Source organism: Alistipes timonensis JC136 (assembly GCF_900107675.1).
In the GTDB taxonomy this organism is placed as follows: Bacteria; Bacteroidota; Bacteroidia; order Bacteroidales; family Rikenellaceae; genus Alistipes; species Alistipes timonensis.
The window spans coordinates 386,072-404,041 of record NZ_FNRI01000001.1 but is presented as its reverse complement, the minus strand read 5'-3'; the positions used below and the strand labels follow the sequence as shown (position 1 = coordinate 404,041).

9 protein-coding genes are annotated in these 17,970 nt (G+C 59.1%); 8 read left to right on the top strand and 1 reads right to left on the bottom strand.

Going from position 1 to position 17,970, the window contains the following annotated elements; genetic code table 11:
• Window positions 1-70: 70 nt before the first annotated feature.
• From BLU78_RS01580 to BLU78_RS01550, 7 genes are all read left to right on the top strand, one after another.
• Window positions 71-2,125: a beta-L-arabinofuranosidase domain-containing protein gene (locus BLU78_RS01580; RefSeq protein ID WP_026020593.1), complete on the top strand. Its 2,055-nt coding sequence runs from the start codon at window positions 71-73 to the stop codon at window positions 2,123-2,125.
• Between the two features lie 44 nt (window positions 2,126-2,169).
• Complete coding sequence (locus BLU78_RS01575; protein ID WP_026020592.1) at window positions 2,170-6,168, top strand: hybrid sensor histidine kinase/response regulator transcription factor; 3,999 nt, start codon at window positions 2,170-2,172, stop codon at window positions 6,166-6,168.
• Between the two features lie 113 nt (window positions 6,169-6,281).
• Entirely contained in the window at window positions 6,282-9,197 is a 2,916-nt protein-coding gene (locus tag BLU78_RS01570; RefSeq protein WP_143029331.1) for a SusC/RagA family TonB-linked outer membrane protein, read from the top strand.
• A gap of 12 nt (window positions 9,198-9,209) precedes the next feature.
• Window positions 9,210-10,820 carry a RagB/SusD family nutrient uptake outer membrane protein gene (locus BLU78_RS01565; RefSeq protein ID WP_010259592.1) on the top strand — a complete coding sequence of 537 codons (1,611 nt, stop codon included), beginning with the start codon at window positions 9,210-9,212 and terminating at the stop codon, window positions 10,818-10,820.
• Window positions 10,821-10,837: 17 nt separating this feature from the next.
• Window positions 10,838-13,447: a hypothetical protein gene (locus BLU78_RS01560; RefSeq protein ID WP_010259590.1), complete on the top strand. Its 2,610-nt coding sequence runs from the start codon at window positions 10,838-10,840 to the stop codon at window positions 13,445-13,447.
• Window positions 13,448-13,736: 289 nt separating this feature from the next.
• Window positions 13,737-15,230 (top strand): glycerol kinase GlpK, encoded by a 1,494-nt coding sequence (gene glpK, locus BLU78_RS01555; protein WP_010259588.1) that lies wholly within the window; start codon window positions 13,737-13,739, stop codon window positions 15,228-15,230.
• A gap of 3 nt (window positions 15,231-15,233) precedes the next feature.
• Window positions 15,234-15,977, top strand: a complete 744-nt coding sequence (locus BLU78_RS01550) for an MIP/aquaporin family protein (RefSeq protein ID WP_010259587.1) — start codon at window positions 15,234-15,236, stop codon at window positions 15,975-15,977.
• An 82-nt stretch (window positions 15,978-16,059) separates the two neighbouring features.
• Here the strand turns inward: BLU78_RS01550 and BLU78_RS01545 are convergent, their stop codons facing one another.
• A complete protein-coding gene (locus tag BLU78_RS01545; RefSeq protein ID WP_010259584.1) occupies window positions 16,060-16,596 on the bottom strand; it encodes a flavodoxin in 537 nt (178 codons plus the stop codon).
• Between the two features lie 191 nt (window positions 16,597-16,787).
• Here BLU78_RS01545 and BLU78_RS01540 point away from each other — a divergent pair, with 191 nt between their 5' ends.
• Entirely contained in the window at window positions 16,788-17,684 is an 897-nt protein-coding gene (locus BLU78_RS01540) for a helix-turn-helix domain-containing protein (protein ID WP_010259581.1), read from the top strand.
• Window positions 17,685-17,970: the final 286 nt, after the last annotated feature.

Genomic DNA, 17,970 nt, shown 5'->3' with positions numbered 1-17,970 from the left:
GGATGGTTCCGATAGAATCTCCCGGGATGAATTATTTTTGTTTCGAATTAAATTTGCAACAAAACTGCTCATGGAATTAAAACGAACTATCGGATCATGGACGGCAGCCGGGATGCTGACCGCAGCGCTCGTCGCATGCGGCAGCGGTGCCGAAATTCCACAGAATGTCAATTACGGGAGCGCACGCGCACCCCTGCAACCGCAGGCTTTCGTGGAACTGCCGCTCGGCAGCATCTCACCGTCGGGATGGCTGCGTGAGATGCTGACGTCCCAGCGCGACGGAGCGACAGGACATCTCGACGAACTCTATCCATTGGTGATGGGGCCCCGCAACGGCTGGCTGGGCGGTGACGGCGACCAATGGGAGCGCGGTCCGTACTGGATGGACGGACTGGTGCCGCTGGCCTATATCCTGCAAGATTCGACGCTGATCGCCAAAGCGCGTCCGTGGATCGAATGGACGCTCGCCAGCCAACAGGAAGACGGTTATTTCGGCCCGGTGACCGATTACGGCTCCGAACCCGGCCTGCAACGCGACAACTGCCGCGACTGGTGGCCCAAGATGGTGATGCTCAAAGTGCTGATGCAGTACCATTCAGCGACAGGCGACAAACGTGTGATCGATTTCATGACCCGTTATTTCCATTATCAGCTGGCCCATCTCGACCAGTATCCTCTGGACAACTGGAGCTTCTGGGCGCGTTTCCGCGGCGGCGACAACATGATGGCCGTATACTGGCTCTATAATATTACGGGCGATAAAACGTTATTGGAGTTGGGGCACAAACTCTATACGCAGACGGAACCTTATACGGAGATGTTCCTCGCAAGCGACAAGCTGACGCGTGTGGGAACGATCCACGCCGTGAACCTCGCCCAGGGCATCAAAACCCCGATCGTCTACTGGCAGGCCGATCCGCAGCAGAAGTACCTCGATGCGCTGGACCGCGCGCTGGACGACCTGCGCCGTTACCACGGCTATCCGACGGGCATGTTCAGCGGCGACGAAGCGATCCACGGCACCGACCCGACACAAGGCGTCGAGCTATGCACGATCGTAGAGTATATGTTCTCGCTGGAGACGATGTACCGCATCACGGGCGACCCGAAATTCGCCGAGCTGCTGGAAAAGATCGCCTACAACGCACTGCCGGCGCAGGTGGACGACGAATTCGTCACGCGTCAGTATTTCCAGCAGGTCAATCAGGTGAAGCTGACAGCCGGAATACGGAATTTCGATGTCAATCACGACGGCCTCGACTGCTGTTTCGGCATCCTGACCGGTTACCCCTGCTGTACGTCGAACATGCATCAGGGATGGCCCAAATTCACGCAGAACCTCTGGTATGCGACACCCGCAAACGGGGTGGCCGTCACGCAGTACGCCCCCTCGGAGGTGCGGATGAAGGTGGCAGAAGGCGTCGATGTCCACATCGTCGAACAGACGAATTATCCGTTCGGCGAAACGGTGGCATTCCGGATCGAAAAGCTGACGCGTCCGGCACGGTTCCCCTTCACGGTGCGCATTCCCTCATGGAGCGCGGACACGGAGATTCGGCTCAATGGCGAGGCCGTGGCGTTCTCGACAGGCAAGGACCGCCTGGCGACCGTCGAACGCGAATGGACCGCAGGCGACGAGTTCGAACTGAGATTCTCGCCGCGCGTACGGCTGACGACCTGGAAGGAGAATGCCCGGACCGTCGAGCGGGGACCACTGGTGTACGCCTTGAAGATGGAGACCGAGTGCCGGAAAGTGCTCAACGACAGCGATCCGGTCTATCAGGGGAAGTGGCATTACGAACATACGTCACCCACACCCTGGAATTACGCCCTGATCCAGTGCCCCGACGATAAATTGGAGGAACACTACACGGCAAGCCTCGATACGGCCAAGGCCGCAGCGGCACACCCGTGGAACGAGGAGGCCGCACCGGTCACGATACGGACCCGTGCCGTGCGCGTTCCCTCGTGGAAAGAATACAACCAGATGGCGGGACCGCTGCCTTACAGCATCATGTACGGTCTTGGCACAGCGGAAGAGACCGAGATCGAATTGATCCCCTACGGCTGCACGACCCTCCGCGTGACCGAGTTCCCGATGGCGGGGCAGCACTCGGCCGAATAACGACCCAAAAACGCCCCATGCAACTTCGTTCGTCATACCGGTTCATGGCACTCCTGCTGGCATCCTTGCTGATGCCGGCAGGATTCGGCCTTTCTGCGACCCGTGCCTCAGCGGACGGAACGGATTCCCGCTACCGGTTTCGGCATATCACGAACCAGAACGGACTGAAATACACCTGGATCTGGAACATCGACCAGGACAGCCGCGGCTACCTCTGGTTCTCGACCATGTACGGAACCTATCGTTATGACGGCTATGAATTCGAGGAGTACGCTTTCAGCAACCGCCGCAACGGCACGGCCGCCAATGTAACCTTCGTCAGGGAAGATGCCGCCGGCTACCTCTGGTTCGGGACCGACGACGGCCTTTACCGTCACGACCGCCGTTACAACACCTACGCGTGTTATGCCGCCAGCGACGAAGGCCCCTGCCGTCTTTCGTCCGATGACGTGCTCTGCATGGATGAAACGGCGGACGGCGCGCTGTGGGTGGGTACGGGCAACGGACTGAACCGGATCGACCCGTCACAAAACACCTGCACGGTCGTCGCGCCCCCGTCGGAGGGATTTCCGGCGATCACGGCCGTTATCTGCCGCGCAGACGGCACGGTCTGGTTCGGCGACAACGGCGGCAGCTTGTGGCGCACAGGCGACGGCGGCGAATGTGTACGCATTCCGCTCCCCGGGTCGCACCACGCCGTCAAGGCGCTGGCCGAGGATGATGCACGACGGTTGTGGGCCGCGACCGAAGGTTCCGGGCTTTTCCGGGTGGATGCGGCCGGCACGGCGGAACGTTTCAGCGAACGGCAGGGCACGCTGAGCAACGACATCGTCCGCACCCTGGAAACGGACCGCGACGGGAAGATGTGGGCCGGGACTGAAAAGGGCATCACGGTCTTCTCGGACCGGGGAACGGAGTTTCTATACAGCCGCGAGAACGACATGTGGGGACTGAATGACAACGCAGTGTACAGCCTGTGCCGCGACCGCGACGGCACGATGTGGGTTGGAACGTTCTTCGGGGGTGTCAATGTAATGAACGACCGTTACGGCATGTTCGCCGACCTGGTATCGGCGACGGGCCGCAACGAACTGAAAGGATGTGCCGTCAGCTCCGTCACCTCGGTCGGCGACCGTATCTATATCGGCACCGAGAACCGGGGATTGTTCGTCTACGACACCGCCACGGCGCATTTCCGAAACTACAACAGCCGCAACAGCGGACTGAACAACGACAACGTGCACGCCGTCTGCATCGACGACCGTAAAAACCTCTGGGTCGGGAATTTTTACGGCGGACTGAACCGCATGCGTCCGGGCGACAGCGCGTTCAACCGAAGCGGAACGAGCACCGTAACTCCCTCAAACAGCGTTTACAGCCTGTTGCAGGACGGCGCTGGCAATCTCTGGGCGGGGACCTTCTACGACGGCCTGTTCCGTTACGACTATGCTTCGGAGCGTTTCGAACGCTTTGAGCCGGTGCCATCGTGGGTCTTCGTGTGGGACATCCTCGAAGATTACAAAGGCAACATATGGCTGGCCTGCTACGGCGAAGGAATCTTCAAACTCGACCGTTCGCGCAATTACGAGCCCGTGCACATCGAGACCAAAGCCCGCAAATACGTCACGCTGTGCGAACTGGCCGACGGACGCATCCTCGCAGGCACCGAAAAGGAAGGGCTGACGGCCATCGGAATCGACGATCTGGCCGTCCGCCGCTGGACCGGGGCCGAAGGACTGCCCGACAACACGGTCTACGGCATCCTGCAGGACGGGTTCGGCAACGTCTGGTTCTCGTCCAACTCGGGCATCTACAAATGCGACCCCGGGCTGACGCGCTTCACCAACTACACCATCGCCGACGGGCTGCCGGTCAACCGGTTCAACTACAACGCCTGCGCACGCATCGGCGGCAAACTCTGGTTCGGCAGCACCGACGGAATCGTGGTCATCGACCCGGCCCGCGAAGGAACGCCCGTCGGGGAGCATCCGATCCGGTTCGGCAGCCTCTATATCTACAACGAAAAACAGTATGTAAGCACGCAGAAGGGGAGTGCGCTGCCCGAGGACCTCAATACGATCGGAGAGCTGGTGCTGCGCAGCAACCGGCTTTCGTGGGGCGTCGATTTCACGTGCAACGTCTTCGACAACAACGCCCTGAACTACGCCTACCGGCTGGAGGGCATGGACGACGGCTGGCACCGGCTCGGAACACAGCACCGCATCGATTTCACGGGTCTGGGATTCGGACGTTACCGGCTGACGGTCTGCACGCTTGCACCCGACGGGACGCCCTCGGACAACAGCCGTTCGCTGGCCATTTTCATCCGTCCGCCTTGGTGGCGGAGCCTCGCGGCCCGGCTCGCTTACCTGGTGCTGGCTCTGTCGGTCGCAGGCTATCTGCTCTGGTTGTTGATGAACAATGCCCGCACGCGGCACGCCTTCGAGCTGGAACGTCTCGCCCGCGAAAAGGACAGGGAGATGAACGAACTGAAACTGCGTTTCTTCGTCAATATCTCGCATGAGTTCAAGACGCCGCTTTCGCTGATCATCGGCCCCATCACCAGCTTCCTCGAAGGCAACGTCCCGGCCGCGCTGCGCGAAAAGTATTTCAACATCATCAAGCGCAACGCCGACAAACTGCTGGGGCTGATCAACGAACTGCTGGCTTTCCGTGAACTGGAGCACCTCAAACTGCGCATCCAGCCCTTCTACTACCGGCCGTTCGTCGAGTCGGCGCTCGGACGTTACACGTGGCTTTTCGAGAGCAAGAACATCCGCGTCGAACTGCAAGAGTTCGACGCAGGGCTGATCATGTGGGCCGACATCGACAAACTGGAGAAGATGCTCAGCAACCTGCTGTCGAACGCCTGTAAATACACGCCCGTCGGCGGACATGTCGAGATCGCCGCGGCGGAACGCGACGGCAGGGTATACACCACGGTCACCAATTCGGGACCAGGCATCGCTGCTGACAAACTGCCGCATATTTTCGAACGATTCTTCACAGGTCACACCTACGACCGCTACTCTTCAGGCGTGGGGCTTTCGTATGTGAAATCGCTCGTCGAACTGCACGACGGAGCTATCGAGATCGAGTCCTGCGAGAACGAATACACGCGCTTCACCTTCTGGCTGCCCGTGCGCGCCGGGGTCAGCGAAGTGCACCCCGTCGACATCGCCCGCTACAATCCCGAGATATTCGACGAATCGCGGCTGACGCCTGAGATCGAAACCGAGATCGAAGACCCGGCCTATCTCGAAATGGAGCGCCAGACCGTCGTGTTGGTCGTCGACGATGCCGCTGACATGCGCAACATGGTCGTCGAGTCGCTCCGCGGAAAGTTCCGCATGGAGGGCGTCGCCAATGCAGAGCAGGCTTTGGAGACGATCGGATCGAGGCGGGTCGACATCCTCGTCACAGACGTCATGCTGGGCGACGGCATGAACGGCTTCGAACTATGCAAGGCCGTGAAAAACAACATCGAGACCAGTCATATCCGCGTCATCCTGACTACCGTGCTGTCGGAGAACAACTACCGGGAACGCGGTTACAAGGCCGGAGCCGACGCCTATGTGGTCAAACCGTTCGAGTTTTCGCTGCTGACGCTGCGAATCCGCAACCTGATATACAATGCTTGGAAGGCGCGCGAAGCCTACAAGATAGACATCGACCTCTCGAACGTCGACATCACGCACTCCGATTCCGACGAGCAATGGCTCAAACGGGCTGTGGCGCTGGTGTTCGACCGGCTGTCCGACCCGGAATTCAGTGTCGACGACCTGTGCGCCGGGCTGAACATGAGCCAGTCGACGCTCTACCGCAAGCTGAAAGTCACCGCCGGGCAGTCGGCCAACGAGTTTATCCAGAACATCCGCCTCAAATACGCCGCGCGGCTGCTGCGCGAGACCTCGCGGACCGTCTCCGAGATCACGTTCGATGTCGGATTTTCCGACTCCTCTTATTTCAGCCGCGCTTTCCGCAAATGCTTTGGCATCTCGCCCAAGCAATGGCGCGAACAGGAAGCCCCCGAAAAGGAATAATCGCCCTCTCGTAAGGCTGAATCCATGTTTTGTCCATGTTTTTGACGGAATAGTGCTGTTCCGCAGAGATGCTAATCCTTAATTTTGTGTTGAAACTTTAACCTATTTTGTATATGAACAACTTTACAGCTTTCAGGATGTTCCTGTGCACCTTGTTCGCAGGCTTCGCGCTTTCGGCAGCGGCCCAGGGGCAAACCGTTGCGGGCATCGTGTCGGGGACCGACGGGCAACCGTTGCCGGGTGTCACCGTCATCGAGAAAGGCACGACGAACGGCGTGTCTACCGCCGCCGACGGAAGTTATTCGCTTCGTTTGCAGAAAAGCCCCGCGGTGCTGGTCTTCTCCTACATCGGATACGAGTCCGCAGAACGCAGCGTGCCGGCCGGACTGACCCAGTTGTCCGTCACGCTGAACAACGCCGAGATCGCCATGGACGACGTGGTGGTGGTCGGCTACGGCACCGTCAAGCGGAGCACGCTGACCAGCTCCGTAGCTTCGGTCAAAAGCGACGAGTTCGTGCAGGGCGCCGTGACCTCCCCGCTGCAACTGCTGCAAGGCCGCGTAGCCGGTCTGGCAGTCAATACGACCTCGGGCGACCCCAACAACAGCGGGGTGCAGGTGATGCTGCGCGGCGTCTCGACGCTGACAGGAAGCCAGGAGCCGCTGATCGTCATCGACGGCATCTCGGGCGGCAGTCTGTCGAACATCTCGGTCGACGATATCGAGTCGATCGACATCCTCAAGGACGGTTCCGCCGCTGCCATATACGGTACGCGCGGCACGAACGGCGTGATCCTGATCACGACCAAGAAGGGAGCCGAAGCCGGGGACAAGTTCTCGGTCGACTACCACGGATACGCTTCGGTAGAGACCATCTCCAACCAGATCGACGTCTTCTCGGCCGACGAATACCGCAACCTCGGCAAGACGACCAACGGATTCTTCACGCCGACCGACAAGGGCGCTTCGACCGATTGGTCGGACGAGGTGTTCCGGGCGGCGTTCTCGCACACGCACCACCTGGCGCTCAAAAGCGGCAACGCCAAGTCGAACTATTACGCCAGCGTCGACTATCGTTCGCGCGACGGCATCATCCGCAACACGGAGCAGGAGCGAACCAACCTCAAATTCGGTTTCAACCGCTCCCTCTTCAACGACAAGATGACTCTCAGCGCCAACATCAACGACGTATTCACCGTGGGTCACACGGTATCGACCGACGAGGTGCTGTTCGCCACGCTGGTCACCAATCCCACCGAGCCGATCTACGGTCCGACGGGCGATTACTCGATCTTCGTCGATTCGACCAATCCGGTAAAACTCATCAACGAGTACAATAACACCACCCGCTGGAACGAGATACAGGCTTCGGGCAAGGTGACCTACACGCCGATCGAGCCTCTGACATTCACGATGATCGGCGGCTACCGCTATTTCGGCAACATCGACGGCAGCTACGCCTCCCGCAAGTTCGACACCAATTACAAAGGACAAGCGTGGCGCCAGAGCAGCATGAACCAGACCAAGACCCTCGAACTGTACGGCCAGTATGCCGAACGCTGGAACAAGCACGATTTCTCGGTGCTCGCCGGTTACAGCTACAACGACTACCTGACCGACGGATTCAACATGTACAATTACGACTTCCCGACCGACATTCTCGGCGAGAACATCATCGGAACGGGTATGGCCCTCAAAGACGGCTTCGCCTCGATGGGAGGGTTCAAGAACATGAGCCGCCTGATTTCGTTCTTCGGACGCGCCAACTACGGCTACGACGACCGCTATCTCTTCTCGGCAAGCCTCCGCTACGAGGGCTCCTCGAAATTCGGCGCCAACCATAAGTGGGGACTCTTCTACGCCGCGTCGGGCGCATGGCGCATCTCAAAGGAGAAATTCATGAAGGACGTGCGCTGGGTCGACGAGCTGAAACTCCGCGTCGGCTACGGCGTGACGGGCAGCGAACCCTCGTCGCCCTATCTCTCGCACCTGAAATATGCGTTCGGATCGCCCGTGCTGATCGACGGCAAGTACGTCTACACGATAGCCCCGCACATGAACGCCAATCCCGACCTGAAATGGGAGGAGAAGCGCGAACTGAGCGCCGGACTCGACTTCGCGCTGTTCAACTACCGCCTGTCGGGTTCGGTCGATTTCTACAACCGCACCACCGACGGACTGCTCTATGAATACAACGTTCCCGTACCGCCCAATCTCGCGTCGACCACGCTGGCCAACGTCGGCAAGGTGAGCAATACGGGCGTCGAGGTGATGCTCAACGGCGGCATCGTCCGCACGAAGCATGTACGTTTCGACATGACGGGCAACTTCTCGTACAACACCAACAAGATGAAACGTCTCTCGAACGAAATGTACCAGCGTGACTTCCTCGAACTGGGCTCCACGGGAGCTCCCGTACAGAAGAGCACGCACATCGTGCGCGAAGGCGGCCGCATCGGCGATTTCTACGGCTGGAAGAGTATCGGCATGAACGAGAACGGTTCGTGGATCGTCGAGGGCGGCGAATACGGCGATAACGCCAGCCGGCAGGTGATCGGCAACGGCATCCCGACGATGCATGCGGCGCTGACGGCCAACCTGCAGGTGAAGAACTTCGACCTCTCGGTCACCCTGCGCGGTTCGTTCGACTTCCAGATTCTCAACCAGTACCGGATGCTGTGGGAGAACTTCGCCCGCGGCGCCGACCACAATTTCCCGCGGTCGATCCTACGCAACAAGTACAACCACTATGTGGCCACGGCCCCGGCCTATGTGAGCTATTACGTCGAGGACGGCGATTTCGTGAAGATCGACAACATCACCCTCGGCTACACGTTCCGGTTCAAAAACCCCAAAAATCCGATCCGCACGCTGCGTCTCTACGCCTCGGGGCTGAACCTCTACACCTTCACCCGCTATCAGGGCGTCGATCCCGAGATCAACTTCAACGGCCTGACGCCGGGCGTCGATTACGTCGCGGGATATCCGACCACGCGGACCTTTACTTTCGGTGTCAAACTGGGATTTTAAATTGCAGCAACGATGAAAAAACTGATCTACATACTGACGGCGGCAGCTCTCGTGCAGGCAGCCTGTACCAATCTCGACGAGCGGGTCTACGACCAGCTCACCGCCGACGATTACTTCGACAACTTTACCGAAGAGGACATTCCCGCGGCGTTGGGCTCGGTCTACTCCGACCTGCGGACGCTCTATGCCGGCGACAACGTCCACACCGAGGGCTGCTGGCTCTACACCAACGAAGAGACCGGTGACGGCTGGGTGACCCCGAGCCGCGGTGGTTCGTGGTACGACGGCGGCATCTACCAGCGCTTGAACAACCACACGTGGAACATCGACGACGCCCACATCCTGGGCAACTGGCGCAAGGCCTATGCGGCCATCAACACCTGCAACCGCCTGATGTACGAGTTCGGAAACGCCGACATCAAAGCCGAAAGCAAGGAGAAACTAATGGCCGAGCTGCACGTGGCGCGCGCCTTCTGGTACTATGTGCTCTGCGATATGTACGGCAATGTGCCCTTGGTGACCAAATACGACGTTCCGAAGGGCTGGCTGCCAGAGACCGCTCCGCGCAAGGAAATCTTCGAATTCGTGGTGAAGGAGATCCGGGACAACCGCAGCCTGCTGACCGAAAAGGGTTACGGACGCTGGGATTACTATGCCGCGACGATGCTGCTGGCCAAGGTCTACCTCAATGCCGAGGTATGGGTGGGGGAGAGCTACTGGCAGGAGGTCGTGGACCTCTGCGACGAGATTATCGATTCAAAGAAGTATTCGCTCGACAGCGATTACAAGCAAATATTCGTCACCGAGAACCAGAATTCGCCCGAGATCATCCTCGCAGGATGCAACGATGAAATCTACGACTCGGCATTGCCGTTCCGCATCCACCTCTGGACCCATCACTGGAATTACCGCTACCACCACGACACCGAAACCTTCTTTTGGGGCGGTTGCTGCGCCACGCCCGACCTGGCGAACAGCTACGACCCCGCCGACACCCGTTTCGAGGATTCGTGGGCCGAAGGTCCGCTCTACGACAACACGGGCGAGCTGACCGGCGTGCCGGGCTCTCCGATCCTATGCGACCCGAAGGACCCGAAGGACCAAGGGTTGCCGCTGGTCTACACGCGCAACATTCCGATCTACAACCCCGGCAAACCCGAATCGATGACGGGCGAGGGAGCCGGTGTGCGGATGAACAAATACGAGATCAAGAAGAAGGCCAAGAACCTGCTGAGCAACGATTTCGTCATCTTCCGCTATGCCGACGTGCTCTTCATGAAGGCCGAAGCCCTGTGGCGTCAGAACGGCAAGACGGCCGACGGGACCATCGTGGGGCTGATAAACGACGTGCGCCGCCGCGCTTTTGCGGATTTCACGTCGTCCAAAATGCTGCAAGTGTCGCAGTTGGACGACGAACGGTTCCTGCAGGAATATGCCTGGGAGTTCTGCCAGGAGGGACACCGCCGCCAGCAGTTGATCCGCTTCGGGGTCTTTACGACCAAAAAGTGGTTCCAGCACGAGGGCACAAGTGAAGATGCCCATCTGAACGTCTTCCCGATTCCGCGCGACGAACTGCTCGCCAACGAAAAACTCCAACAGAACGAAGGATATCCGAGATTGTAACCTAAAATTCAACAGCCATGAACATTCTTAAATACAGTTTTATGCTCCTCTCGTCCGTGACGCTGGCCATGAGCGCCTGCGGCAACGACGAACCGCTGGTGCGGTATGAACCCTCAGAGCCCGGACCGGGTCCCGACCCCGGCGACGAATATATCGTCGTATGCGACTTCGAGACCACGGACCTCGGATTCAAGACCAACGACGCACTCGAATACAGCGTCGTGGAGAATCCCGACAAACAGGGCGGCAACACGAGCGACCACTACGGCCAGGTGATCTCCGGCGGCGGCCAGTGGGAACTCATTTACAGCGAGGAACTGACCGCACCGTTCGACTTCACGAAAGACGGTGCCAAATTCACGATGAAAGTCTGCTCACCCAAGATCGGCGGTAAAATCTATTTCAAACTGGAAGGCAGCGGCGTCAATGCGCAGGAGATCACCGACGTGGCCTCGGTCTCGGCCAACCGCTGGGAGACGCTGACCTACGATTTCACCGACCGCAGCCTGCCCGACGGCAAGTACAACAAGATCGTGCTGCTGTTCGATGCCGGAGAGACCGGATCGGGCGAGAAATGGCTGTTCGACGACATCTTCCAAATGAAAGGCGAGGGCGCCGATCCCGGTCCCGGCCCGACACCCGGCGAAGGACAGGAGAATTACTGTGATTTCGAAACCTCGGATCTCGAATTCCAGATCGCCGGCAGCGAAGACATGAAATACGAGGTCATCCCCAATCCGGTGACCGACGGCAACGACAGCGACCACGTGGGGCACGTCGTCACGGGCAGCGCACAATGGGAACTGCTTTACAGCAAGACGCTGGAAAAGCCCTTTGCATTCAGCAAATACGGCGCGGAATTCTCGGTGAAGGTTCATGCGCCGAAAGCCGGGGCGTCGATCTACCTCAAACTCGAAAGCTCGGCGGGAGCCGAGGCCAAAGAGATCACCTCGGTCACCTCGACCGAAACCGGGAAATGGGTGACCTACACCTATGATTTCGCTTCGATGAACCTGCCCGACTACACCTACGACCGTATCCTGCTGTTGTTCGACGCCGGGGTCGCAGTCCCGGGCGAGACGTGGTATTTCGACGATGTGACGGGTCCGAAAGGCGAGAAGAAACCCGAACCCCAGCCGGCGCAGATGATCGACTTTTGCAACTTCGAGGACGTGAGCATGCGGTTCAACATCAACGATTCGGATCGCCCGATGAGTTTCGAGGTAATCGAAAATCCTTATAAGACGGGCATCAACACGAGCGACCATGTGGGACATGTGGTCTCCGGAGGCCATCAGTGGGAGCTGTTGTGGAGCGACCCGATCTCCGATCCGATGGTGTTCAGCAGCAGCGCGGTTTTCACGATGAAAGTCCGGTCGCCCAAGGCCAACGGCAAAGTCTATTTCAAACTGGAAGGCAACGGCGCCACCCCGCAGGAGATCACCAACGTCGTGGTGCCAAACGCCAACGAGTGGACCGAACTGACGTTCGATTTCTCGACACGCAACCTTCCCGACGGCAAATATACCCAGATCATCCTGCTGTTCGATGCCGGGGAGACCGGATCGGGCGAAGACTGGTACTTCGACGACATCAAGGGCCCGGACAACAAGTCCGGAACGCTGATGCAGCGCGTCGGCGACGGCCCCGTCCTGACTTATGGGGCCGATATGCCCGATTGGCGCCGCGAACATATCGCCAACGCAGCCATCCTGACCCCTGCAGAGTCTCCGGACGGCAAATGGCGCATGTACATCCGCGGCAGCGGCTACAACCCCTACGGATTCTACCACGACCAAATCGGCTTGTTCACGCAGGAGATGAACGATTTCAAACCGGCCGGACCGTGGACCGAGTATCCTGCCAATCCGGTGATCGCTCACGGCGAGGCCGGCACCTGCGACGAACTGCACCTGCTCGACTGTGCACCCTGCGTGGGAGCGAACGGCGAAGTGTGGTTCTTTTACCAAGCCGTGCGCGGGACACTCGATAACAAACAGGGTTCGCTGGCCTGCCGCAAATCCACGGACGGTGGCTTCGGCTTCTCGGCCGGCAAAATGCTCCGCGACGGGGTAGGGTGCAGCGACGCCGTCTACCACGACGGAAAGTATTATATCTATTACGGGTACGGCTATGGCGACGGCCAACTGAAAATCGACTGTGCCGTAACGAGCAATCCCGAAACGCTGGCCGGAGCGGACATACGCACGGTCCTGCTGCCGGGCGGAGGCCCCGGGGATTTCGACCTCAAGTCGGTCAACGGATCGCGGATATTCCGCCTCGACGGCGTTGACAAATGGTTTATGGTCTACCAGGGCAGCGACCGCCACTTCGATTTCCCGGACCGTTTCCACGTCGCTTACTCCGACGACCTGCTCACCTGGACGAAAGTGCAGAACCCCCGTCCGTTCTTCGAGCGCGGCGACGCCGGACGCTGGGACCAGGGCGGCATCTGGTTCGGCGAGGTCTTCGAACTCGACGGTACGCTCTACATGTATTACGAAGGCTGGGGCTGCGAGGGCAGCGTGCCCGACCGCGACGAGCCCTATTTCGCCGGAGGGCACTCCTCGACGGGCTGCGCCTCGGCCGACAAGACGGCCTTCCTGAAATGGTGCAGGCTCGAATAGGCGGTAAAATCGTCCGAACAGAGGACTTTACTACACGACGATAGAGAAGCGCAGACCGCCGAACGGGATTACAAACTTGCTCTGACCGAACTGCAGTCGGTGATGCTGTAACAAACGGGCCGTAAACGCCCGGAGCGACAAAGGTCGTTCCGGGCGTTTTGTGTAAAGTTTCGAAAAAAAACTTTTCAGTTTTGAATCGAAATTAACATTTTTTTGGTAGATTTGTGATTGATGGACTGCCGGGACTCACCGGGCAGGAATTTTGCGGCAATCACAAAAACCGAAAGATATGGAACAGTACATTTTGTCATTGGACCAGGGAACGAGCAGTTCGCGGGCGATCGTCTTCGACCGCAAAGGACAAATCTGCTCGATGGCCCAGCGGGAATTTCCCCAGTACTTCCCCAAACCGGGGTGGGTAGAGCACAATCCCCACGAAATCTGGTCGTCGCAGGCCTCGGTGATCGCCGAGGCGATCTCGGCCATCGACATCAACGGACTGAACATCGCCGGAATAGGTATCACCAACCAGCGTGAAACCACGATCGTATGGGACCGCGAGACCGAAGAGCCGGTCTACAACGCCATCGTCTGGCAGGACCGTCGCACCTCGGAATACTGTGACCGCCTGAAAGCCGACGGACAGACGGAGTACATCCGCGAACGGACCGGACTCATCATCGACGCCTATTTCAGCGCCACGAAGATCAAATGGATTCTGGACAACGTCCCGGGAGCACGCAAGCGCGCCGAGCAGGGCAAGCTGATGTTCGGGACGGTCGATTCGTGGCTGACCTGGCGGCTGACGCGCGGCGAGGTGCACGTGACGGACGTGAGCAACGCCTCGCGCACGATGCTCTTCAACATCCACACGCTGCAATGGGACGAAGACCTGCTGAAACTCTTCGACATCCCGGCGTCGATGATGCCCGAGGTGAAATCGTCGAGCGAGGTCTACGGGGCGACAAAAACCACGATCTTCGCCCACAAGGTGCCTATCGCGGGCATCGCCGGCGACCAGCAGGCGGCGCTGTTCGGACAGATGTGCGTCGAGCCGGGATCGGTCAAAAACACCTACGGCACGGGGTGTTTCCTGCTGATGAACAGCGGCGAAAAGCCCATCGCCTCGAAGAACAACCTGCTGACGACCGTGGCATGGAAGATCGGCGACAAAGTCAACTACGCCCTCGAAGGGAGCATCTTCGTCGGAGGTTCGGTGGTGCAGTGGCTCCGCGACGGGCTGGGCATCATCCGCTCCTCATCGGAGGTCGAGGCGCTGGCCGCCTCAGTGCCCGACACCAACGGCGTCTATTTCGTTCCGGCGCTCACGGGACTCGCGGCCCCGCATTGGGACCAGTACGCCCGGGGCACCATCAGCGGCATCAGCCGCGGCACGACGGCGGCGCACATCGCCCGTGCGGCATTGGAAGGGATCGCTTACCAGACGCTCGACATCGTGGGTGCCATGCAGCGCGACGCAGGCATCACGCTGCTGGAGCTGAAAGTCGACGGCGGTGCCGCGCGCAACAACCTGCTGATGCAGTTCCAGTCGGACCTGCTCGGTACGAAGGTCATCCGCCCGCGCGTGACGGAAACCACGGCGCTGGGAGCCGCCTACCTGGCCGGACTGGCCGTGGGGTACTGGGGCAGCATCGCCGAGATCGAGGAGCAATGGCAGGCAGAGCACATCTTCGAACCCACGGAGGAGCGCACGCAGATCGACAAGGCCATCACAGGTTGGGAAGACGCCGTGCGGCGGGTGTTACACACTGAAAACGACTAAGTGATGGAAACGACACTGATGACCAAATGCCTGTTCGAGTTTATCGGAACACTGGTGCTCGTACTGCTGGGCGACGGGGTAGTGGCCTCGACCGTCCTCAAACGTTCGAAAGGTTACGGCGGCGGCTGGGTCGTAATCACGATGGCCTGGGGATTCGCCGTGATGTGCGGCGTGCTGATTGCCGGGCCCTGGTCGGGCGCCCACCTCAATCCTGCGGTCTCGGTCGGACTGGCCGTCGCGGGATCGTTTCCGTGGGCATATGTCCCGGGATACATCATCGCTCAACTGCTGGGCGGATTCTGCGGCGCCGTGCTGGTCTACCTCTATTATAAGGACCATTTCGACGCCACGGACGAGCCCGAAACGAAACTGGGAGTCTTCTGTACGATGCCAGCGATCATGAACAAGCCCCGCAATTTCTTCTGCGAGGCGGTGGGCACGTTTCTGCTGGTGTTCGTCATCCTCGCGATCGGCAACGAACTGAACACCCCCGAGATCGGGATGGGCAGCCTGGGGAGTTTCCCGGTGACAATGCTCATCATGGCCATCGGCATGTCGCTGGGCGGCACGACAGGCTATGCCATCAACCCCGCCCGCGACCTGCCGCCGCGGCTGGCCCATGCCGTCCTGCCGATCCGGGGCAAAGGCCCGAGCGGCTGGGATTACAGTTGGGTGCCCGTCGCAGGCCCCCTCGCGGGAGCGCTCGCAGCCGGACTGATCTACGGGTGCATCTACATCTGCGGATAAAAAACGCCCGACCCCCTGAATCGTTCAGGTTATCCGGGCGCAGAACGGGAGGGAGGGCGTTCCGAAGCAAATCGGGCGCCTCCTAAAGCCCGCTTTTTAAGCGGGAACGAACCCACTTTTCGACGGCATCCTTCGAACTGCCTGCCGCACTGCCGCGAACGGGGAGTCCGTCGGGAACGGTGGACTGCGGACATAGTTTGCGGATATCCGCTTCGCTGTGGCCCATGCGGCTGCCTTCGTGGGTCATAAACGGCACGACGGTCTTGCCGGCAAGGTCATACGAGGCGAGGAACGTCGCTACGGGAGGAGCCACGGTAGCCCACCAGCAGGGCGAACCGATGAAAATCACATCGTACTGCGACATGTCTTCGACCCGGCTTTTCAGCGCAGGACGCACCCCGGCGGCGATCTCCTTTTTCGCCTGGTCGACCACCGTTTGGTAATCCGAAGGGTAGGGCGTGACGGGAATGATCTCGAAGAGTTCGCCGCCCGAAGCCCCGGCAATCTGGCGGGCCACCTCGCGGGTATTGCCGCTGTGGGAGTAGTAAGCCACCAGCACTTTTTTGGCGGGAGCGGGCTGCGTTTGCGCACCGGCACCCGATGTGAGGATCGTTGCCATTGTTGCTAAAATCAGTTTTGTTTTCATCGTTCTCGGAATTTTGGGTTTTCCACAATGCAAAGGTAGGGTATGAAACGACCGCCGTGCCTACCCGGATTACGGGTCGTCGTACCATAATTACCGATTCGGCAAACATACCGAATCTGGCTCCGAAAAATGTGTTATCTTTGTGTCAAACAATACGAACGGATATGAACAGCCCGGTAAAATACGACAACATCTTCCAATACAACGAATCGCGCGGCGTCGAGACGCTGCATCCGCTGGTGAGCGTGATCGACTTCTCGAAATGCGGTCCTGCACACTACGAACGACAGGTCTACGGCTTTTACACCGTATTCCTCAAAGAAGTGAAGTGCGGCGACCTGCGCTACGGACGCAACTACTACGACTATCAGGAGGGAACGCTCGTCTTCCTGGCTCCGGGGCAGGTTATCGGCTATGAAGACAACGGCCAAACCTACCAGCCCAAGGGCTGGGCCCTGCTGTTCCACCCCGATCTGCTGCGCGGGACGTCGCTCGGACGCAACATCGGCAGCTACTCGTTCTTCTCCTACGAAGTGAGCGAGGCCCTGCACCTCTCGGAGCAGGAGCGGAACGTAGTGGTGGACTGCCTGCACAACATCCAGTCGGAGCTGAACCACTCGATCGACAAACACAGCCGCACGCTGATCGTTTCGAACATCGAGCTGCTGCTCAACTACTGCACACGCTTCTACGAGCGGCAGTTCATCACGCGCGTCGACGTCAACCGCGACGTACTGACGGGATTCGAACGCCTGTTAGGGGATTATTTCCAGGGAGACCGGCCCGAACAGGAAGGGGTGCCTACGGTTCGCTGGTGCGCCGAACAACTGCACCTTTCGGCCAACTATTTCGGCGACCTGGTGAAAAAGGAGACCGGGAAATCGGCTCAGGAGTACATTCAACTGAAAGTAATCGACATCGCCAAAGAGCGTATTTTCGACACTACGCGCTCGATCAGCGAGGTGGCCTATTCACTGGGGTTCCGCTACCCGCAGCATTTCACGCGCCTGTTTAAAAAGGTCGTGGGGTGTTCGCCCAACGAATACCGGACGGCCAACTGACACTAAAAACCCTTCCGCCAGGCGGAAGGGTTTTTCACACACAAACATTAACAATACAAACAATGCAATGGCTGAAATCCGGTTCTCATTGTTTCCGGAACAAAGGTCGTGCAAAATCCAGCACCGTACAATCGCTATTAATAGGTATTTCGACGGGCGTTTCACCCCGCATAGAGGCAGTTTCGCCTGCCTGATATACCGGGATGCGCTTTTTTATTTTGAATTTCAAAATTATGCACTATCTTTGCAAGCGAATTCGAACGAACCGGGCGACCGTCCGGTTTTT

What these genes read in the sequence shown, in the direction of transcription:
- BLU78_RS01580 (WP_026020593.1), top strand. Translation starts at nt 71, where the DNA reads ATGGAATTAAAACGAACTATCGGATCATGGACGGCAGCCGGGATGCTG.
- BLU78_RS01575 (WP_026020592.1), top strand. Translation starts at nt 2,170, where the DNA reads ATGGCACTCCTGCTGGCATCCTTGCTGATGCCGGCAGGATTCGGCCTT.
- BLU78_RS01570 (WP_143029331.1), top strand. Translation starts at nt 6,282, where the DNA reads ATGAACAACTTTACAGCTTTCAGGATGTTCCTGTGCACCTTGTTCGCA.
- BLU78_RS01565 (WP_010259592.1), top strand. Translation starts at nt 9,210, where the DNA reads ATGAAAAAACTGATCTACATACTGACGGCGGCAGCTCTCGTGCAGGCA.
- BLU78_RS01560 (WP_010259590.1), top strand. Translation starts at nt 10,838, where the DNA reads ATGAACATTCTTAAATACAGTTTTATGCTCCTCTCGTCCGTGACGCTG.
- glpK (WP_010259588.1), top strand. Translation starts at nt 13,737, where the DNA reads ATGGAACAGTACATTTTGTCATTGGACCAGGGAACGAGCAGTTCGCGG.
- BLU78_RS01550 (WP_010259587.1), top strand. Translation starts at nt 15,234, where the DNA reads ATGGAAACGACACTGATGACCAAATGCCTGTTCGAGTTTATCGGAACA.
- BLU78_RS01545 (WP_010259584.1), bottom strand. Translation starts at nt 16,596, where the DNA reads ATGGCAACGATCCTCACATCGGGTGCCGGTGCGCAAACGCAGCCCGCT.
- BLU78_RS01540 (WP_010259581.1), top strand. Translation starts at nt 16,788, where the DNA reads ATGAACAGCCCGGTAAAATACGACAACATCTTCCAATACAACGAATCG.